16 protein-coding genes are annotated in these 20,097 nt (G+C 54.8%); 2 read left to right on the forward strand and 14 right to left on the reverse strand.

Features of this window, described 5'->3' with window-relative positions; translation table 11 throughout:
* Positions 1-87 precede the first annotated feature (87 nt).
* The 14 genes from kdsB to serC all read right to left on the reverse strand — a co-directional run bounded on the left by kdsB (position 88) and on the right by serC (position 16,436).
* The gene (gene kdsB, locus ABFX35_RS15005; protein WP_346081979.1) at positions 88-837 is read right to left on the reverse strand and encodes a 3-deoxy-manno-octulosonate cytidylyltransferase; all 750 of its coding nucleotides are present in this window, start codon (positions 835-837) and stop codon (positions 88-90) included.
* Complete coding sequence (locus ABFX35_RS15010) at positions 834-1,016, reverse strand: Trm112 family protein (protein ID WP_095848065.1); 183 nt, start codon at positions 1,014-1,016, stop codon at positions 834-836. Before ABFX35_RS15010 ends, kdsB begins: the two co-directional genes overlap by 4 nt.
* A 290-nt stretch (positions 1,017-1,306) precedes the next feature.
* Positions 1,307-2,533: a winged helix-turn-helix domain-containing protein gene (locus tag ABFX35_RS15015; protein ID WP_346081981.1), complete on the reverse strand. Its 1,227-nt coding sequence runs from the start codon at positions 2,531-2,533 to the stop codon at positions 1,307-1,309.
* Positions 2,534-2,642: 109 nt separating this feature from the next.
* Positions 2,643-2,864, reverse strand: coding sequence for a cold-shock protein (locus ABFX35_RS15020; protein WP_095848063.1), 222 nt, complete (start codon positions 2,862-2,864; stop codon positions 2,643-2,645).
* 222 nt (positions 2,865-3,086) lie between these two features.
* A complete protein-coding gene (gene cspE, locus ABFX35_RS15025) occupies positions 3,087-3,296 on the reverse strand; it encodes a transcription antiterminator/RNA stability regulator CspE (RefSeq protein WP_004928244.1) in 210 nt (69 codons plus the stop codon).
* 361 nt (positions 3,297-3,657) lie between these two features.
* Positions 3,658-4,635, reverse strand: coding sequence for a tetraacyldisaccharide 4'-kinase (gene lpxK, locus ABFX35_RS15030; protein WP_279023233.1), 978 nt, complete (start codon positions 4,633-4,635; stop codon positions 3,658-3,660).
* A complete protein-coding gene (gene msbA, locus ABFX35_RS15035) occupies positions 4,635-6,383 on the reverse strand; it encodes a lipid A ABC transporter ATP-binding protein/permease MsbA (protein ID WP_095848061.1) in 1,749 nt (582 codons plus the stop codon). Before msbA ends, lpxK begins: the two co-directional genes overlap by 1 nt.
* A gap of 35 nt (positions 6,384-6,418) precedes the next feature.
* Positions 6,419-8,725: a ComEC family protein gene (locus ABFX35_RS15040; protein ID WP_428832199.1), complete on the reverse strand. Its 2,307-nt coding sequence runs from the start codon at positions 8,723-8,725 to the stop codon at positions 6,419-6,421.
* 276 nt (positions 8,726-9,001) lie between these two features.
* On the reverse strand, positions 9,002-9,286 hold the full coding sequence (gene ihfB / locus ABFX35_RS15045; RefSeq protein WP_004928264.1) for an integration host factor subunit beta: 285 nt from the start codon (positions 9,284-9,286) through the stop codon (positions 9,002-9,004).
* A gap of 62 nt (positions 9,287-9,348) precedes the next feature.
* The gene (rpsA, locus tag ABFX35_RS15050) at positions 9,349-11,022 is read right to left on the reverse strand and encodes a 30S ribosomal protein S1 (RefSeq protein WP_095848059.1); all 1,674 of its coding nucleotides are present in this window, start codon (positions 11,020-11,022) and stop codon (positions 9,349-9,351) included.
* Between the two features lie 177 nt (positions 11,023-11,199).
* Positions 11,200-11,889, reverse strand: coding sequence for a (d)CMP kinase (gene cmk, locus ABFX35_RS15055; protein ID WP_346081995.1), 690 nt, complete (start codon positions 11,887-11,889; stop codon positions 11,200-11,202).
* Between the two features lie 235 nt (positions 11,890-12,124).
* Positions 12,125-13,525, reverse strand: coding sequence for a GABA permease (gabP, locus tag ABFX35_RS15060; protein WP_346081997.1), 1,401 nt, complete (start codon positions 13,523-13,525; stop codon positions 12,125-12,127).
* Positions 13,526-13,955: 430 nt separating this feature from the next.
* Positions 13,956-15,242, reverse strand: coding sequence for a 3-phosphoshikimate 1-carboxyvinyltransferase (gene aroA / locus ABFX35_RS15065; protein WP_279023242.1), 1,287 nt, complete (start codon positions 15,240-15,242; stop codon positions 13,956-13,958).
* A gap of 108 nt (positions 15,243-15,350) precedes the next feature.
* The gene (gene serC / locus ABFX35_RS15070) at positions 15,351-16,436 is read right to left on the reverse strand and encodes a 3-phosphoserine/phosphohydroxythreonine transaminase (RefSeq protein WP_279023244.1); all 1,086 of its coding nucleotides are present in this window, start codon (positions 16,434-16,436) and stop codon (positions 15,351-15,353) included.
* 586 nt (positions 16,437-17,022) lie between these two features.
* On the opposite strand from serC, the gene ycaO reads away from it, so the two are divergent.
* Positions 17,023-18,786, forward strand: a complete 1,764-nt coding sequence (ycaO, locus tag ABFX35_RS15075; protein WP_346081999.1) for a 30S ribosomal protein S12 methylthiotransferase accessory factor YcaO — start codon at positions 17,023-17,025, stop codon at positions 18,784-18,786.
* 452 nt (positions 18,787-19,238) lie between these two features.
* Positions 19,239-20,096: a formate transporter FocA gene (gene focA, locus ABFX35_RS15080; RefSeq protein WP_346082001.1), complete on the forward strand. Its 858-nt coding sequence runs from the start codon at positions 19,239-19,241 to the stop codon at positions 20,094-20,096.
* The last annotated feature ends 1 nt before the right edge of the window (position 20,097 follow it).

A 20,097-nucleotide genomic window follows, 5' to 3' on the forward strand; every position in this document is an offset into this window, starting at 1 on the left:
AATGCAGATCAACAAAACGCAGAACAACGGGCAAAAACGCAACGGCCAGCGCTATGCTCCGCTGGCCGTTCTATCACCCGGCGGAAATTAGCCGCGCAGGGTATCGCGCACCCGTTGGAGATCGTCCGCCGTATCCACCCCAACGGTTGGAATGGCCTTGGCGACCGCTACGTGGATTTTCTCGCCGTACCACAGCACACGCAGTTGTTCCAGCAACTCGATCTGCTCCAGTTGGCTGGGCGCCCAGCGCACATAGCGGCGCACAAAGCCGGCGCGGTAGGCGTAGATGCCGATATGGCGCAGCAGGCTGTCGCCGATGGCGGCTTTTGAGACGGCAAAACGCTCGCGATCCCAGGGAATGGTGGCGCGCGAGAAATACAACGCATATCCCTGTGCGTCCATCACCACTTTCACCGCGTTGGGATTAAACGCCTCTTCCGCGCTTTCAATCGGCACCGCCAGCGTCGCCATGCCGGCGCTGCAAGCCGCCAGGTTTTCCGCCACCTGGCGGATAATCACCGGTGGGATCAACGGCTCGTCACCCTGGACGTTGACAATGATCTGATCATCGGCAAAACCGTAATGTTCAATCACTTCCGCCAAACGCTCCGTGCCAGAGTGATGATCCGGGCTGGTCATACACACTTCGCCGCCAGCCGCCGCCACAGCATCTGCCACATCGGCATGATCGGTGGCGACAATCACGCGCGCCGCGCCAGACTCGCGGGCGCGTTCCATCACGTGCACCACCATGGGTTTGCCATGGATATCCGCCAGCGGCTTGCCCGGTAAACGCGTTGATGCATAACGCGCAGGAATAATCGCGATAAAGCTCATGCGTGTCTCTCTTCCAGTGACAGGGCGCGCGCTTCGTTTTCCAGCAGCACCGGAATACCATCACGCAGCGGATAGGCCAAACCATCCACCTTGCAAACCAGTTCCTGATTCTCTTTATTGTAGTAAAGCTTGCCGTTACAGACCGGGCAGGCAACGATTTCAAGTAAACGGTGATCCATGCTCCCTCCAGGGTGGAGATATGACTTCAGGAAAAGATGCATGAGAATAACATAACGTGGTGTTACGGTTAATCATCGGCTGAACCCTCGATGACATTTCCGTGAAGGGGTTGAATTGCTTTGGCCGCAGGCGTAGAATTTTGTGTGACAAGCATCACATAATTAATCATAAGCAGTCGATGGTGCTTTCTGCCACTCTGTTTTCCCGGTAGTACCGCAAATAACACCACGTATTGTAACGAACGGCGCTGGCACTCGTTTTACCCCCCTTTTTATGGCAACGCCGTTCGTTATTCCACTTGCCAGCCGCAGCCCCAATGCGCAGCCAATTCATCCGGCAGCGTTTTTAACGCCACCTGTCGCGCCCCGTGCCATTGCGCGCAACGGGTAATGGCCTGATACATATCCTGGCAACGCTGTTTGCCCAGGCGAACCCCCGGCTCAACGTGCAAACTGCGTACCTCGAATATGCCCACACGGCGGTGCATTTTGGCATCAATGCGCCCAATCAGTGCGCCGCGCTGCAATATCGGCAGGGTAAAGTAGCCGTACTGCCTTTTTTCGCTCGGGGTATAGCATTCCAGGCGATAATCAAAACCAAATAATTCACTGGTGCGGCGGCGATCCCACACCACCGGATCAAACGGCGACAGCAGCGTGCACACCGTCGATGTCAGTTTGCCCTGCTCGGCCAGCGCCAGTTGCGCGGCCAGCGAACGGTGGACGTAGCATTCCGCTTCCCAACCGGCGACGGCGACAGGGATGATCTCCCCCTGCTGTTGCAATTCGGCAAGCAGTTTTCCTGGCGCGACGCGCTTTAAGCGATAATAGTCCGCCAGCCATTCCGCGCGGAAAAAGCCCAGATAGCGGCAGGTACGCCGGAGCATCTCTCGCCTGGCTGCGTGTTCTGGCAACGCATGTTGTGCATCATCCCATTGCGGCATCAGACGTTCAGTAAGATCGTACACCCGCTGGAAATTACGGCGTTCGGCCACCATCAGCCTGCCGGAAGTAAACAGCAGTTCAAGATGGCGCTTCTCCGGCTTCCAGTCCCACCAGCCGCTGTTGCCTTTGTCCCCGTTGCTGAAATCCGCCGAGCGCACCGGTCCATTTTCCTCAATGAGCTGCACCAGCGCCTCTATGGCATCCTGATGCTGTTCAGCCCACTGCGCCGAATATTTCCAGCCCATGCCCTGTGGCGCCAGCATGCGATGGCGCATCAGAGGAAAGTCGTCAATGGGGAGGAAACAGGCTTCGTGCGCCCAGTACTCAAACAGGCGCCGCTGCGCTAATGCCTGATCCAGCCATGCGGGCGAGTAATCGCCAAGCCGGCTGAACAGCACCAGATAAGGGCTGCGGGCAACGACGCTGATGGTATCGATTTGCAGTAAGCCCATCCGTTGAATCGCCTGGATAACATCGTCTGGGCGAGCTTTACGCCGGACCGGGGTTAATAAGCCCTGTGCGGCAAGGTGTAGTGCGCGGGCGGCGGCCAATGAAATAACCGGCAAAGGCATCCTGTCGTCCTGCTGAAAAGGGGATTATTTGATAATAGCGGAATTGGCGTGATTTTTCTTCGCCAGTGCAAAGTAGCGGCAGCGCCGGCACTGGCGAGGAGGAAGAGACTTAGAACGCGATAACGTCTGCGGCCGACAGCCCATTGGAGCCACGGCAGATCGAAAACTCAACGTTCTGGCCTTCGGTAAGTGATTTGTTTTTGGTATTGGCAATCGCCTGGCGGCTGACGTATATTTCGCCACTGCCATCAACCGGGGAAATAAAACCATAGCCTTCAGCCTGATTAAACCATTTCACCCGACCCATTTTTAACATCCGATTTTTTAACATTACTGATTTCCTTTTTTTGTGGGCACCCGGAACTACGCCATGCGTATTTGTTATCTGGATGCTACCAGCCCATCCTAAGTTTTTCGTCATAAACTCCTTATGAGCAAACATAAAAAAGCCCGCACGCTGGCGGGCTTATTGAACTTAATATCTTCCGCAATAATGCCAGCCTACCGGCTGCATTATGGTTGTATTAAGATCTCGATACGCTATTCCCTGAACTTACAGGGCAACAACGTTGGCGGCAGCCGGCCCGCGCGGGCTGTCCTGAATGGTGTACTCAACACGCTGGCCTTCAGCCAGGGTTTTGAAACCGTCGGTCATGATAGCAGAGAAATGTACAAACACATCTTTACCACCGTCGTGCTGTTCAATGAAACCAAAACCTTTGCTCTCGTTGAACCACTTAACCTGACCCGTCTTCTTAGACATTACATTTACCTTTTAAATATATAAAAACTTGCCATAAGGCACTTTGGACTGCTTGCAGAAACATTACTTATGGGAGGTACTTAGAAGGTTCGTCTTTGAAGCGGAATCGACTGATAACGGCTTTGAAGGAACTGCTTAACTCTAAACTCTGGCATAAATAGGTCTGTATCAAAGGCCGAGGCTTATTTACTCATAAAACAACCGGCTACACAAGCGGGTTTAACATTTTATTTTCATCATCATGCATGATGACACATTATCCCTATGATAATACTTGATTATTTATTTTCTTTTTTATTACAAAAAACGTTTTTTATCAGCGCTGCACGCCGCCCGGCCCTGGGGCTAAGCGGCTTGCAGGTTATTTCAGCAGCGCCTCAATGCGCTGTAGCAACTGTTCGGCCTGTTGCTGGGGCAACTGCGCATCAACCGGTAAATACCACCAGTTCGGCTGAGCAAACGCTCTGCATTTTACAGCGTCTTTTTCGGTCATCAATAGCGTCTGCTGTGGCTGAACCAACGCGGCCAACTGCGACAGGCTATAGGCCTGATGGTCGGCAAACGGAACTTCTCGCACCATTTCAACGCCCTGCTTTTCCAGCGTGGCGAAAAAACGCGGTGGATGGCCAATGCCGGCCATGGCAACCACCTGGGGCAATTCAGCCGCCGGGCGCCGCTCACCACTGAGCAGGTTCACCGCATCCCGGGCCTGCAGCTTCATGGCGATTTCACCCGCCTGGGCCATGCCACCGTTAGCAATGCAAACATCCACGCTGTTTAGCCGAGCAGCCCTCTCGCGCATCGGGCCAGCGGGCAACCACCAGCCGTTGCCAAAACGCCGCACGCCGTCAATCACCACCACTTCAAAATCACGCTGCAGCGCATAATGCTGCAACCCGTCGTCAGTGATCACCACATCCACCGCGTGCTGCTGCACCAATGCCTGTACCGCGGCCACGCGCTTGGGCGCAACGGCAACCGGCGCCCCGGTACGTTGGTAGATCAGCACCGGCTCATCACCGGCCTGCGCCGTTGTGGTCGCGCCATCCAGCAGCAGCGGGTAACTCGCTGACTTGCCGCCATAACCGCGCGACACTACGCCCGCGCGGTAACCGCGTTGCTGCAACTGCTCCACCAGCCAAATCACAACCGGCGTTTTACCGTTGCCGCCGGCGGTCAGGTTGCCCACCACAATAACCGGCACCGGCGCCCGCCAGCTTTTGCGCAGCCCCAGGCGATAGCTTAAGCGGATTAAGTTGCTCACCAAGCCATACAGCCAGGAAAGCGGCAACAGCAGCAAATAGAGCAGTGAACCGCCAGACCAGATGCGCTCGATCATTATTGGCCAAACTGCAAACGGTGAAGCTGCGCGTAAGCCCCATGCCTGGCGAGCAATTCGTCATGCCCGCCACGCTCGACGATACGCCCGTCTTCGATAACCAGAATCTCATCCGCTTTTTCAATCGTGGACAAGCGGTGCGCAATCACCAGCGACGTGCGGTTTTTCTGCAGTTCGTCCAGCGCCGCCTGAATCGCCCGTTCAGACTCCGTATCCAGCGCCGAGGTGGCTTCGTCAAGGATCAGGATGGGACAATCGCGCAGCAGTGCCCGGGCAATGGCAATACGTTGGCGTTGCCCACCGGAGAGCATCACGCCGTTCTCGCCGATCACCGTATCCAGCCCCTTTTCCATCTTGTCGATAAAGTCCATGGCATAGGCCATGCGCGCCGCCTGTTCGATCTCGGCGCGGCTATAGCGATCTTCACGCGCATAGGCAATATTGTTGGCGATGGTGTCGTTAAACAGGTGGACGTTCTGCGATACCAGTGCGACCTGATCGCGCAGGGATGCCAGCGTGTACTCCCGCAGATCGTAACCGTCCATCAGCACCGCCCCTTCCTGCACGTCATAGAAACGGGTCAACAGGTTGGCGATGGTCGATTTACCCGAGCCGGAGCGCCCAACCAGCGCCACCGTTTTGCCTTCAGAAATACTCAGGTTGATGTCACGCAGCGCCGGCGTTTCTTTGCCTGGGTAGAAGAAGGTGACATTGCGGAACTCAATATCCCCTTTGGCGCGTTTTACTTCGCGGGTGCCGCTATCTTTTTCCTGCTCCATGTCCAGAATGCTAAACAGCGTTTGGCAGGCTGCCATACCGCGCTGGAACTGGGCGTTAACGTTGGTCAGCGATTTGAGCGGCCGCATCAGGGCGATCATCGATGAGAACACCACGGTAATGGTACCGGCCGTCAGGGTTTCCATCACACTGGGGAAACTGGCGGCAAACAGCACAAATGCCAGCGCCAACGATGCGATAAGCTGAATGATCGGATCGGAGATGGACGATGCGGAGACCAGCTTCATGCCCTGCTGGCGCATGCGATTGCTGACCGAGTTGAAACGCTCGGTTTCAACCTGTTGGCCGCCGAAAATCAGCACTTCTTTGTGCCCTTTCAGCATTTGCTCGGCGCTGGTCGTCACCTGCCCCATGGTATTTTGCATATTTTTGCTGATATTACGAAAACGCTTCGATACCAGGCGAATCGCGAAGGAAACGATCGGCGCCAGCACAATCAGGATCACCGAAAGCTGCCAGCTATAATAAAACATCATTATGAAGAGGCCGATAATCGAAGCCCCTTCGCGCACCACGGTAACCAGCGCGCTGGACGACGACGACGCCACCTGCTCGGAGTCGTAAGTGATACGCGACAGCAGCGTCCCCGTTGACTGCTGGTCGAAAAAGGCCACGGGCATACGCATCATATGGCCAAACAGGCGGCGGCGCATTTGCATCACCACCATCCCCGACACCCAGGAAATGCAATAGCTGGAAATAAAACTGGTGAGGCCGCGCATAACCATCAGGCCGATAACCACCAACGGCATCCAGACCAGAACGCTGCTGTCTGCTTTGCCAAACCCCTCATCCAACAGAGGCTTCAACAGCGACAACATCAATGTGTCACCGGCAGCGTTCAACACTAACGCGATAGCGGCTACGATCAGCCCAGTTTTAAAAGGTGTGATCATCGGCCATAAGCGACGGAAGGTCTGCCAGGTCGAGAGATCTTTATCATTCATCATGCAAATACCAGCATTGGAAGAAATAGCGGCTCATTTTACTCATTATCCTCCATAACACCAAACCACCGATGATACCAACGGGGCACTAATTGCTCGCGAAAGCCTTGAATCTGCCAATCTTTGTCGAAGAAAAAGACGCTCAGTTGCCCTGAGCGGGCTGTGTCATGCCAGTCCGCCTGATAGCCCACATATCTGGTAACAATTTTCTCGGCAGGGAAACGCCATCTGTTATAACGCGAAGCCGAAGCCAACGCGGCTTTGGGCGCCACTGCGCGAATAAACGGCGAAGAAGACGAGGTTTTGCTGCCATGGTGCGGCACCTGCAGCACCGTTGCCGGCAATAAATGCCGCTGCTGTTGTAATAGCAGCGCCTCCCCTTTCTGCTCGACATCGCCCGTCAGCAAAACGCTGTATTGCCCATCACTCACCCGGACGATACAAGAGTCGTTGTTACCCGCGTCGGCCACCAGTTTGCCAGGCCCCAAAACGCGAAAATCCAGAGTTTGCCATTGCCAGTGCACACCGGCCATGCAGGGCAGATGGCAAGCGCCGAGTTGTGGGCTGCGCACGCTGGCCTGTGGGAATGCCTGCCGCAGCGTTGCCAGCCCGCCGGTATGATCGAGATGATTATGGCTGATGATGATCTGCTCAACAGCCAGGCCACGCCAGGTGAGAAACGGCAGAATATAACGCTCCGCCGCATTGCCGCTCTGCCACTGCCCGCCGCTATCAAACACCACCGCTTTCCCCTGGGCTGAAATCACGACGGCCAGACCGTGCCCAACATCCAGCATATCCACGCGCCAACGGTAGGGATCGTGGCGTTCACGCCACAAAAAACCGCACAGGGCCAAAGCCGCGATCCCGCCGGCATAATGCCACCAGCCGTTGAAACGCCAACAGACCACCAGCAACCACCCCGCCAGGCTGATAAACAAAGATGAAGCGCCAAGCTCAACCCAGCCCCGTTGCAAATAGCCTAACGGGATAAACACCCACAGCAGCGTTTGATCGGCCAGCCACCACAGTGCGGCGCTGAACGTGGGGAGCGCCCCCAATACAATAGCCAGCAAAATCAACGGTACGGTCAAAAAGGAAACCAAGGGCACCGCCCACAGGTTGGCCGGCAACGAGGTTAACGTCATCCCCAGAAACAACCCGGCCTGCATGGGAACCAGCAGTAACGTGATGCCTAACTGCAGGTGCAGCCAGCGTACCGGCGCCCAAAACCAGGCGGTGCGCACACGCTCGCTCAGTGGCACCCAGTCAAACCAGAAGATCAGTGAGGCTACCGCCATAACGGATAGCCAAAAGCTGTCTGACAGCACGGCCAACGGATCGCACAACAGGATTAAACTGACGCACCATAGCCAAACCTGCCACGAGGAGCACTGCACGCCGCCAATACGCAACAACATCCACAGGGTCAGCGCCACTCCGGTGCGCACCGCAGGCGGCTGGCCGCCGGCCAACCAGACATAAATCACAGTGAAAAACCAACTCACGACTAACGGCAAGCGATAGCCAATCCAATAGGGCGGGAAAAAAAACTGCACGCCGCGCAGTAATAACCAAACCAGGATTGCCGCCATCGCCACATGCAGCCCGGAAATCGCCATCAGGTGGGCTATACCGGTTTTCAGCATTAGCGTGCGCAACGCTTTCTCCAGCGACGTTCGCTCGCCAAAGGCCAGCGCCAGCAACACCGATTTATAATTCACGGCGGGAATATTCTGTTCTGCATGGTGGATAATGCGCTGGCGCAGGTTACAACGGGGATCCAGCAGCGCCGCCTGGGTTATCCGCCCGGTAAGCGGTTGCCGCTGCGCCAGTGCCCAACGCTGGCTATCAAACCCACCCTGATTAAGAATGGCGTGTACCGGGCGTAAACGAACCTGCAACCGCCAGCGTTGACCAGCACAGGGGAGCTCCTGCTGCCAGCCGGCACTGAAGTAAAGCGCCGGCAACAGCCAACGGCCATCAACCTGTTCGATGCGAAAAATCACCCGGCCAGGCGCTTCATCCTGCAAGCGGATACTGCTTACGGTGGCGATAAGATTTTGCGGTGCGCCAATTAGCGCGGTGATCTGCCCCACCAATACGCGGGCGCTGCCGCTCGCCAATAAGAAACCGCATAACAGCCAGCACATTGCCTGGCAGAAGGGGTTCTGCGTTTGCCGCCACAACAGCAGCGCGATAGCGGCAATAATCATTAGCCATGGCCAGGGGGGAAGCTGCGGTAACAGCAATAATGGCAATGTGCCGGCAGCCACCCCGATGGCTGCGATATCGACCGAGGTTTTGATATGCCGTCTCCCTGGCTTGCTCTGGTGTCCACACACAGATATAGCGCCAGGCAGTAATGCTAACCAGCCACAAATAGCAAACGCTGAATGCGGAGCGCAGAGGTTTGCAGCAAGCCATGAAACAGAGCAACCGCACTGCGCGCTTTCGCACAAATGAAAGAACCGGTGAGTGGCAACGCCCGGGCAGCGTTGGGCGCGCATCGCAATGCAGCGCGATCACCAAGGAAGTAATAACTGCGGGGGGAATTAAAAAAAGAAAAACGGCGCCATCAGGCACCGTTTTGTATTCGTTACAAGCAACAACTCTATGGATTAACCATAGATATTGGCACGGTCACGCAACTCTTTACCCGGTTTGAAGTGAGGCACGTATTTACCGTCCAACTCAACCTTGTCACCGGTTTTCGGGTTACGCCCAACGCGCGGAGCACGGTAGTGAAGAGAAAAACTGCCGAATCCGCGGATTTCGATGCGTTCACCCTCGGCTAACGTTGCAGCCATGTGCTCAAGCATTTCCTTCACGGCATCCTCAACGGCCTTAGCCGGAATATGAGATTGCTGGCCAGCCAGTCTTTCAATAAGTTCAGACTTGGTCATAGTTCCTCCAAGCTTTTCAGCTAAACTACCGTATCGGGGCGGCCAAAAACCGCCCCCCGTCATTACTCGCCTTTAGCCGCTTTGAAAGCTTCAGCCATAGCGTTAGAGAAGTTACCGTCTTCCTGTTTGTTGTTAACAGTCGCGATAGCGTCTTTCTCGTCAGCTTCGTCCTTAGCACGTACGGACAGGCTTACAACGCGGTTCTTACGATCAACACCGGTGAATTTAGCTTCAACGTCATCACCAACGCTCAGAACCAGAGTTGCGTCTTCAATGCGGTCGCGAGAGGCTTCAGATGCACGCAGGTAACCTTCTACGCCGCCTGCCAATTCAACTGTAGCACCTTTAGCGTCAACAGCGGTGACTTTACCAGTAACAATAGAACCTTTCTTGTTCAGAGACAGGTAGTTATTGAACGGGTCTTCAGCCAGTTGTTTCACGCCCAGAGAGATACGTTCGCGCTCTGCGTCAACCTGCAGAACAACCGCTGCGATTTCGTCGCCTTTCTTGTATTCACGAACTGCTTCTTCGCCTGCAACGTTCCAGGAGATGTCAGACAGGTGAACCAGGCCGTCGATGCCGCCGTCCAGGCCGATGAAGATACCGAAGTCAGTGATAGACTTGATTTTACCTTCAACGCGGTCGCCCTTGTTGTGGGTTTCAGCAAATTGCTGCCATGGGTTGGATTTGCATTGTTTCAGGCCCAGGGAGATACGACGACGTTCTTCGTCGATGTCCAGAACCATAACTTCCACAACGTCGCCCACGTTAACCACTTTGGACGGATGGATGTTTTTGTTGGTCCAATCCATTTCGGAAACGTGTACCAGACCTTCAACGCCTTCTTCGATTTCTACGAAGCAGCCGTAATCAGTCAGGTTGGTCACGCGGCCAGTCAGCTTGGTGCCTTCTGGGTAACGTTTCGCGATAGCAACCCATGGATCTTCGCCCAGTTGTTTCAGGCCCAGGGAAACACGCGTACGTTCGCGGTCGAACTTCAGAACTTTAACAGTGATTTCATCACCAACATTGACGATTTCGCTTGGGTGCTTAACGCGTTTCCAAGCCATATCAGTGATGTGCAGCAGGCCATCTACGCCGCCCAGATCAACGAATGCACCGTAGTCAGTGAGGTTCTTAACGATACCTTTAACTTCCATGCCTTCCTGCAGGTTTTCCAGCAGTTGATCGCGCTCTGCGCTGTTTTCGGATTCGATGACGGCACGGCGAGAAACAACAACGTTGTTGCGTTTCTGATCCAGCTTGATGACTTTGAACTCAAGCTCTTTGCCTTCCAGATGCAGGGTGTCGCGTACTGGGCGCACGTCAACCAGGGAACCTGGCAGGAACGCACGGATGCCGTTCAGCTCGACAGTGAAGCCACCCTTCACTTTGCCGTTGATCACACCGACAACAGTCTCAGCGTCTTCGTATGCTTTTTCCAGCGTGATCCAAGCTTCGTGACGCTTAGCTTTTTCACGGGACAGCAGAGTTTCACCGAAGCCGTCTTCAACAGCGTCCAGAGCAACGTCAACTTCGTCGCCAACCTGGATTTCCAGTTCGCCCTGGGCATTTTTGAATTGCTCTGCCGGAATGGCGGATTCAGATTTCAGACCGGCATCAACCAGTACTACGTCTTTATCGATAGCAACAACAACGCCACGAACGATGGAACCCGGGCGGGTTTCGATTTCTTTTAAGGATTCTTCAAAGAGTTGAGCGAAAGATTCAGTCATGTTTAATCTTCAGGGTTCTTTAGTTTAACGTCCATTTAGCTTCATGCCGAATGGGGTTGTTTCACATCCCTGCCTCTGCTCCCTGCCGGCAAGGTTACTAATTAGCGGTAAATTTTACCTAATATATCAGAATAGTGCTATGACAATACGCTAACAAAAACAAATTACGCCGCCGAGCTATCGCTGCGGCAACGCCAAAATGGTTTGCGCATGTGCCAACGCACGCTGGATGACCTCGTCGATCGACATACTGGTTGAATCCAGTATGAGCGCTTCAGGGGCCGGCACCAGAGGTGCGACAGGCCTGTTGCGGTCGCGAGTATCCCGTTCCTTTATCTCGGCTAAAAGACGTTCGAAGTTAACATTAAAGCCTTTTTCTTGCAACTGCAGCATGCGCCGCTGCGCGCGTTCTTCCGCGCTGGCGTCAAGGAAAATTTTCACCGGCGCGTCCGGGAACACCACCGTGCCCATATCGCGGCCATCGGCAATCAGGCCGGGCGCTTCGCGAAACGCGCGCTGGCGGCGCAGCAGCGCTTCACGCACGCGTGGAAAGGCAGCGGCCTGGGATGCCGTGTTGCCGACGGTTTCAGTGCGGATCTCATTACTGACGTCCTCACCTTCTAAAATGACCTGTAGCCTGCCGTCCTGGGCAATAAAACGGACGTCAAGATGTGCTGCCAGCGGTACCAGCGCTTCTTCTGAAGCGATATCGACCTGGTGGTGCAAAGCGGCCAGCGCCAACACGCGATAGATCGCGCCGGAATCCAGCAAACGCCAACCAAGGGACTCGGCCAACGCTTTGCACAGCGTGCCCTTGCCTGCACCACTTGGCCCATCAACGGTTATCACCGGGGCTATAGCCGTCATTTTCTTCTCCTTCAGGTAAAAACCGTGCAAGGGGCCTGGCGGCGCCCCTGCTGGCCTGCGCCATTGTCGGGCAGGTTCGGGGCATATTATACCTAGCCATAACGGGAACTGTTACCCTGGAACTGTCTGGTTGTTAAAAATAAGCGCTGGCGCGCATTAATGGGGACGCCAAAAGCACAGGCCGCACAAGGCGGCCTGTTTAACGCAGAGATAGCACTTACCCACAGCGCCGCGTTTAATAGCTGTCCACCAGCACGTCACGCCGCCGGTTGGCGCTCTTTTTCCTGCCCTGGACCACGATCCCCACGGCAATCACGCCCAGGCTAAGCACGCCGGTCGCCACGATCTCCATACGATGGGCCGGCATGATGAACATGACCGCCAATACCGCCACGATAAAGGCGATCACCAGATAGGTTAGCCCTGGGAACAACCACATTTTAAAGCTAATGGTTTCGCCCTGCGCTTCCCGTTGGCGGCGCATGCGCAGGTGCGCGATGGAAATCACCAGGTAAACCAGTAACGCAATCGCCCCCGAACTGGCCAGCAGGAAGCTGAACACCTCGGCTGGCGCGACGTAGTTGGCGAAGACGGCCAAAAACGCCGCGATAGTCGACATCAATACCGCACAGTACGGGGTGCCCACGCGGTTAGTGCGTTTGCAGACGGCCGGCGCATCACCGCGTGCGCCAAGAGAAAACAGCATGCGCGACGAGGTATAAAGTGCGGAGTTCAGGCAACTGGTCACAGCCACCAACACCACAATATCCACAATCAGTTTTGCATGCGGGATCCCCATCCGCTCAAGCACCGTTTGATAAGAGCCAACGCTGGGCAGGCTGCTGTCATTCCAGGGAACCAGCGCCAGTACGATGAAAATGGAAAGCAGATAGAACAAGCCAATACGCCAAATCACCGAATTGGTGGCCTTGGTGATTTCCCGCCCTGGGTTTTTCGATTCGGCCGCGGCGATAGTCACGATTTCCGTCCCCATAAAGGAAAACATCGTGGTCAGTATCGCCGCCAGCACGGCGCCAAAGCCGTTGGGCATAAAACCATGGGTATCATAGAGATGAGAAATGCCGCTCACGCTGCTGCCCGGCAGCAAACCAAAAATCGCCAGCAGCCCCAACGCGATAAAACCGACGATGGCCGCCACCTTCAGCAAGGCGAACCAGAATTCAAACTCACCGTAGTTTTTCACGCTGAACAGGTTAGTGGCGGTGAGCAACAGCGTGATCACCAAAGTAAATACCCAGATGGCGATGCCGGGGAACCAGGCGTGCAAAATCGTCGCCGCGGCGTTCGCTTCCAGTGGAATCACCAACACCCAAAACCACCAGTACAGCCAGCCGATGGTAAAGCCGGCCCAGCGACCGATCGCTTTTTCGGCGTAGGTTGAAAACGATCCGGTATCCGGTGAGGCAATCGCCATTTCCGCCAGCATACGCATGACCAGCACAACCAAAGCCCCCGCCGCCGCATAAGCCAGTAACACCGCCGGCCCGGCTTCAGCGATAGCATGTGATGAGCCGACAAACAGCCCTGCTCCAATAACCCCGGCAATTGACAACATCGTGACATGCCGTGGTTTCAGTCCTTGCTGGAGGTGATTCCCATTAACACTATGACTCATTAGTACCCCATCCCGCTCTGACATCATTTATTCCGGCTTATGTTTTTCACTCATTGATAAAGCCGCCATAAAATAAACAGAGCAAATTCCATGCCACAAAAAACGGCCAGTGCACATGGGGTTCTAGGTTTCAGTGATAACAACAAGATGATTTGTAAGGCGTTTGTTTTTTATCCAGCCTGGCTGGGAGATAAAATGCGCCATACTGCAGCCATGCACCACCAATGGGCACAAAAGTAGTGCACAGCGACACACTTAAAACTGATAAGTATAAAAAGATAAATATCGTTATATACCATTATCTTGCTTATATTTAGCAGGCAGCGCTTAAGCCCGGCACTTATAAGGGAAACGTATGTCCCCGTCTCGCCAAAAAGCAAAACCCCCTGCGGGCCAAAGGCCGACAGGGGGTTAATACCAAGGGCGGCAATTATGCCAATTGGCTAATACGGATTAACTGCTCAAAATAGTCCGGGAAGGTTTTCGCGGTACATTTCGGATCGAGGATCGTCACTGGCGTATCAGACAGCGCCACCAGTGAGAAGCACATCGCCATACGGTGATCGTTATAAGTACCGATTTCAGCTGCGCGCAGCTTGGCCGGCGGCACCACACGGATAAAATCCTCACCCTCTTCCACTTCCGCGCCGACTTTACGCAGTTCGATCGCCATCGCCGCCAGGCGATCGGTCTCTTTCACGCGCCAGTTGTAGATGTTGCGGATGGTGGTCGGCCCTTCGGCAAACAAGGCGGTGGTGGCAATGGTCATTGCCGCGTCAGGGATATGGTTCATATCCATATCAATGCCTTTTAGGCTACCGCGAGTGCACTCAATAAAATCATCGCCCCAAACGACCTTCGCGCCCATTTTTTCCAGCACGTGAGCAAATTGGGTGTCGCCCTGCACGCTGTTCTTACCAATGCCGGTAACGCGCACCGTGCCGCCCCGAATGGCTCCCGCCGCCAGGAAATAGGAGGCAGAGGAAGCATCGCCTTCCACCAGATACTCGCCCGGGGAACGGTAGGTTTGCTGCCCACGGATGTGAAACACGCGGTAGTTTTCGTGGCTGACCGCAACGCCGAAGGTTGCCATAAGGTGCAGCGTGATATCAATGTAGGGTTTAGAAACCAATTCTCCTTTGATATGGATGTGGGTGTCTTGCTCCGCCAGCGGTGCAGTCATCAACAATGCCGTCAGGAACTGGCTGGAAACGCTGCCGTCAACGCTGACGTCGCCGCCACGGAAACCACCGCGCAGGCGCAGCGGCGGATAACCGCTTTGCTCGAGATAATCGATCACCGCGCCCCCCTGGCGCAGCGCATCCACCAGGTGGCCAATCGGCCGTTCCTTCATCCGGGGTTCCCCCGTCAGCACCACATCGCCGTGCCCCAGGCACAAGGCCGCTGCCAGCGGGCGCATGGCGGTGCCGGCGTTGCCCAGGAACAGTTCCAACGGCTGTTTGGCCTGCAACGGCCCCGCTACGCCGGTCACGCGGCAGGTCGTACGATCGTCAGAGAGCTGGTAAGACACCCCCAACGCCTGCAGCGCATTAAGCATATGGCGCACGTCATCACTGTCCAACAGGTTAGTCAGCGTCGTGGTTCCTTCGGCGAAGGCCGACAGCAACAGCGCCCGGTTGGATACGCTCTTCGAGCCAGGTAAGTTGACGGTGCCATCGACCAAAGCAACCGGTTGTAACGTCAGGGAATCAGCCATGTAAACCACACTCTCCAAATCTGATAAACGAAACGGCCCCGGGCAAAACCGGGGCCGCTTTAACATACAGGAACAACAGCCCGCCCACCGGGGATTGGGCTAACACAATTAACCGTGGCGGCGCTCGAAATCAACCATAAAGTCGGTCAGCGCCTGAACGCCGGCCAACGGCATCGCGTTATAGATGGAGGCGCGCATGCCGCCCACCACGCGATGCCCTTTCAGCGCCTGCAGGCCCGCCGCTTCGGCTTCGCTGAGAAACACTTTATCCAGCGCGGCATCGGCCAGTTGGAACGGCACGTTCATTTTGGAACGGTTAGCCGGCGCCACCTGGTTGCGATAGAAATCGGAGCTGTCAATGGTGCCATACAGCAGTTCGGCCTTGGCCTGGTTGCGTTTTTCCATTTCCACCAGCCCGCCTTGCTCTTTCAGCCATTTAAACACCAGGCCGGAGAGATACCAGGCAAAGGTCGGCGGCGTGTTAAACATGGAGCCGTTTTCGGCCAGAACGGTGTAATCAAGAATCGAAGGGACTTCCTTGCGCGCGTGGCCCAGCAGATCTTCACGGACAATCGCCAGCGTCAGCCCCGCCGGGCCGACGTTTTTCTGCGCGCCGGCATAGATAACGCCAAAACGGCTCACGTCTATCGGGCGGGAAAGGATGGTGGAGGAGAAGTCGCCAATCACCACGCTGTCAGCGAAATCGGGGGTTTCATCAATAGCCACGCCGTCGATGGTTTCGTTCGGGCAGTAGTGAACATAAGCCGCATCGGCGCTCAGCTGCCATTCGCTCATCGGTTTGATCGCCCGCAGCCCGCCGGCGGTGGTTTGGACGTCGATAACGTTCGGCGTGCAATATTTTTGCGCTTCTTTAATCGCGCTGTGGGCCCAGTAACCGCCGTCAATGTAGTCAGCGCTGGTTTTATCGCCCAGCAGGTTTAACGGCAGCGCGGCGAACTGCGCGCGGGCGCCACCATGGCAAAACAGCACCTTGTAGTTGTCAGGGACTTTCAGCAGATCGCGCAGATCCTGTTCCGATTGCTCAGCAACGGCGAGAAATTCCTTACTGCGGTGGCTGATCTCCATTACCGAAGTACCAAGGCCATGCCAGTTGCACAGCTCCTGTTCCGCACGACGCAATACTTCTACCGGCAACATCGCCGGGCCAGAACTAAAATTATAAACCTGAGTCATTTCCCCTCACCACATTCACTATTTTTGCCAATGGTTCTGGCTTAGATAATACGCCCGAAACCAGACGATGTCTCGCAATTGGTCGGGCGCCGGCTCCCCAAGGGCAACCCACAGCGATCGCGCTCAATGGCAAAACACCGCTTCATTATGTTGAAAACACCTTTGACGGTTTTATCACTCGCGCCATACGGCTGCAATGCTTATTCGCCCTCTGGCAAGGCATGCCAGGCGCAGGCCCCAGCAGGCATTGCCGGTATGGCCGCATTTTTTACCACAGAAAGCGACGAAGCTGGATGATTCAATCGGTTAGCCTGGTTTTTTATGCTGTATTCCGCCACGCCGGCGCGACAGCCCAACTGTTGAATAATTTATCGTGTAAACGCACGGCGGGAAGAGCCGCCTGGCAATATGGCGCTATACGCGGCGTATGCCACGCGCGTTGATGTTCCCGCAGAGCTAACCCATTGATTCACAATTATTACACTCACAGTTTTTAGGGTTTTAATCCACCTGGCGGAATACATGGAGCTTAAGGTTAAAAGCCCGTATTATGGTGGGTTTCCGTCCGCTCAAAATAGTGAAGGCCATGACGCAAACTTTTATCCCAGGTAAAGACGCCGCGCTGGAAGACTCCATAGCCCGTTTCCAACAAAAACTCATCGATCTGGGTTTTAATATTGAAGAAGCCTCCTGGCTTAATCCGGTGCCGCACGTATGGTCGGTGCACATCCGCGATCGCGACTGCCCGCTGTGCTTTACCAATGGCAAAGGCGCCAGTAAAAAAGCCGCGCTGGCCTCGGCGCTGGGCGAGTACTTTGAGCGCCTGTCCACCAACTATTTCTTCGCCGATTTCTATTTGGGCAAACGCATCGCCGAAGGCGATTTCGTGCACTACCCCAATGAAAAATGGTTCCCGATTCCGGCCGATGAAACGTTGCCGGCCGGCATCCTTGATGAACGGTTACAGGCATTCTATGATCCGGAGCAAGAACTGCGCGCCAGCGATCTGGTCGATCTGCAGTCTGGCAATGTTGAACGCGGGATCTGCGCCCTGCCGTTCACCCGCCAGTCCGATCGGCAAACCGTGTATATCCCAATGAATATCATTGGCAACCTGTACGTTTCCAACGGCATGTCTGCGGGCAACACCGCCAATGAAGCGCGCGTGCAGGGTTTGTCGGAAGTCTTCGAACGCTACGTGAAGAACCGCATCATCGCCGAAGCCATCAGCCTGCCGGAAATTCCTGCCGCGGTGCTGAACCGCTACCCTGGCGTGGTCGAGGCCATTGCCCGGCTGGAAGAAGAAGGCTTCCCAATTCTGGCGTATGACGCCTCTTTAGGCGGCAAATACCCGGTCATCTGCGTAGTGCTGTTTAACCCAACCAACGGCACCTGCTTTGCGTCCTTCGGCGCACACCCGGATTTCGGCGTGGCATTGGAGCGTACCGTCACCGAGCTGCTGCAGGGCCGTAGCCTGAAAGATCTGGACGTGTTTACCGCGCCGACCTTCGATGATGAGGAAGTGGCTGAACATGCCAACCTGGAAACCCACTTTATCGACTCCAGCGGCCTGATATCCTGGGACATGTTCAAGCAGGATGCCGATTATCCTTTCGTTGACTGGACGTTCAGCGGCAGCACGGAACAAGAGTTCGCCACCCTGATGGGCATCTTCGATCAGGAAGGGGCCGAGGTGTACATTGCCGATTACCAACATTTGGGCGTATACGCCTGCCGCATTATCGTTCCCGGTATGTCGGATATTTACCCTGCGGAAGATCTGCTGTTGGCCAACAACAGCATGGGGGCGCACCTGCGTGAAACCCTGCTGCAGTTGCCGGGCAGCGAGTGGCAGGGGCCAGAGTATCTGGCGTTGATTCAGCGCCTGGACGACGAAGGCCTGGATGATTTCACCCGCGTCCGTGAACTGCTGGGCATCGCGCCGGGCAAAGACAACGGCTGGCATACGCTGCGCGTGGGCGAACTCAAAGCGATGCTGGCGCTGGCCGGCGGCGATCTGGAACAGGCGCTGGCCTGGGTTGAGTGGACGCAGGATTTCAACGCGTCGGTATTTACGCCCGCACGTGCTAACTATTACCGCTGCTTACAGACGCTGCTGCTGTTGGCGATGGAAGACGAGCGCGACAGCGCGCAATACTATCATGCGTTTGTCAAAATGTATGGTCAGGAGGCGGTAGAGGCGGCGTCGGCCGCCATCAGCGGCGAGGCGTGTTTCTACGGATTATTCGCCGTTGATAGCGATCTACAGGCCCTGCCGGCCCATCAGGCGCTGCTGGCTGCCTATGAAAAACTGCAGCAGGCAAAACGCCGTTATTGGGCGCAGGCATAAGCCATTGCCTTCAGCGCCGGTTTTACGCCGGCGCTATTTAGCCAGAAGTTCAAATACATTAATTAAATTTAGGTATTGCCGAATTTAGCGCGTATTTTTTATTTTCTTAATTAAACAAGCAGTTACCGGTATTCTTACCCGTTCGCCAATTAATTGTTGCACATTGGTAAATTAATAATTAAACGATGATGAAAGTTTAATTTCCGAAAAGCGATAAAACCAGCAGTGTTTTATCCGCAAAAATGGCTACAACGTCACATTTTCAAAATTTTACGTAAAGATTAAAAAATATTTTTTCATTTTAAATCAATAAAATAACACCATTACCCGTAGTTTTTTTGCGGTTTTAGGCCTCTTTACTTCCTTGCGTTATGATCCAAATCAATTTTTACCCTATACTGCTTTGCTAGTATCTCATTGCGTTGTTTTAACCCTTTAGAGCGAGAGTTGGTGTGAAAGCTGACAACACCTTTGACCTGTTATTACCTGCCGCAATGGCGAAAGTCGCCGAAGATGCAGGCGTTTATAAAGCTACTAAGCACCCGCTAAAAACTTTTTATTTGGCGATTAATGCCGGCGTATTCATTTCCATCGCATTTGTGTTCTATATCACAGCAACCACCGGCACCGCCGGCGTACCCTTCGGCCTGGCAAAACTGGTCGGCGGTATCTGCTTCTCCATGGGGCTGATGCTGGTAGTGGTATGCGGCGCCGATCTGTTTACCTCAACGGTATTAACCGTCATCGCCAAGGCCAGTGGGCGCATTACCTGGCGCCAACTGGCAGCCAACTGGATCAATGTCTATATTGGTAATCTGATCGGCGCGCTGTTCTTCGTCGCTTTAATCTGGTTCTCCGGCGAATATATGGTGGCAAACGGCCAGTGGGGGCTGAATGTGTTACAAACAGCAGACCACAAGGTTCACCACACGTTCATCGAAGCGGTCTGCCTCGGCATTCTGGCTAACCTGATGGTGTGCCTGGCAATCTGGATGAGCTATTCCGGCCGCACGCTAATGGACAAGATGTTCGCCATGATCCTTCCGGTAGCCATGTTTGTTGCCAGCGGCTTCGAACACAGCATCGCAAATATGTTTATGATCCCTATGGGTATTGTGGTTAAAGACTTCGCCACGCCTGAATTTTGGCAAGCCGTAGGGGCAGCACCAGAGCAGTTCGCTCACCTGACCGTAAGCAACTTTATCATTGATAATCTGATCCCCGTCACCATTGGCAACATCATCGGCGGCGGCCTGCTGGTTGGGCTGACTTACTGGGTAATTTATCTGCGCGGCGCACAACAGCACTAAA

The sequence above is a fragment of the Gibbsiella dentisursi genome, from assembly GCF_039539505.1.
GTDB classification, from domain to species: domain Bacteria; phylum Pseudomonadota; class Gammaproteobacteria; order Enterobacterales; family Enterobacteriaceae; genus Gibbsiella; species Gibbsiella quercinecans.

Excerpts from the sequence above, each read along its gene's own strand:
- aroA (WP_279023242.1), bottom strand. The coding sequence starts at position 15,242 with ATGGCTGATTCCCTGACGTTACAACCGGTTGCTTTGGTCGATGGCACC.
- cmk (WP_346081995.1), bottom strand. The coding sequence starts at position 11,889 with ATGACGGCTATAGCCCCGGTGATAACCGTTGATGGGCCAAGTGGTGCA.
- ABFX35_RS15015 (WP_346081981.1), bottom strand. The coding sequence starts at position 2,533 with ATGCCTTTGCCGGTTATTTCATTGGCCGCCGCCCGCGCACTACACCTT.
- serC (WP_279023244.1), bottom strand. The coding sequence starts at position 16,436 with ATGACTCAGGTTTATAATTTTAGTTCTGGCCCGGCGATGTTGCCGGTA.
- ABFX35_RS15020 (WP_095848063.1), bottom strand. The coding sequence starts at position 2,864 with ATGTTAAAAAATCGGATGTTAAAAATGGGTCGGGTGAAATGGTTTAAT.
- msbA (WP_095848061.1), bottom strand. The coding sequence starts at position 6,383 with ATGATGAATGATAAAGATCTCTCGACCTGGCAGACCTTCCGTCGCTTA.
- gabP (WP_346081997.1), bottom strand. The coding sequence starts at position 13,525 with ATGAGTCATAGTGTTAATGGGAATCACCTCCAGCAAGGACTGAAACCA.
- lpxK (WP_279023233.1), bottom strand. The coding sequence starts at position 4,635 with ATGATCGAGCGCATCTGGTCTGGCGGTTCACTGCTCTATTTGCTGCTG.
- ABFX35_RS15010 (WP_095848065.1), bottom strand. The coding sequence starts at position 1,016 with ATGGATCACCGTTTACTTGAAATCGTTGCCTGCCCGGTCTGTAACGGC.
- ihfB (WP_004928264.1), bottom strand. The coding sequence starts at position 9,286 with ATGACCAAGTCTGAACTTATTGAAAGACTGGCTGGCCAGCAATCTCAT.
- rpsA (WP_095848059.1), bottom strand. The coding sequence starts at position 11,022 with ATGACTGAATCTTTCGCTCAACTCTTTGAAGAATCCTTAAAAGAAATC.
- ycaO (WP_346081999.1), top strand. The coding sequence starts at position 17,023 with ATGACGCAAACTTTTATCCCAGGTAAAGACGCCGCGCTGGAAGACTCC.
- cspE (WP_004928244.1), bottom strand. The coding sequence starts at position 3,296 with ATGTCTAAGAAGACGGGTCAGGTTAAGTGGTTCAACGAGAGCAAAGGT.
- kdsB (WP_346081979.1), bottom strand. The coding sequence starts at position 837 with ATGAGCTTTATCGCGATTATTCCTGCGCGTTATGCATCAACGCGTTTA.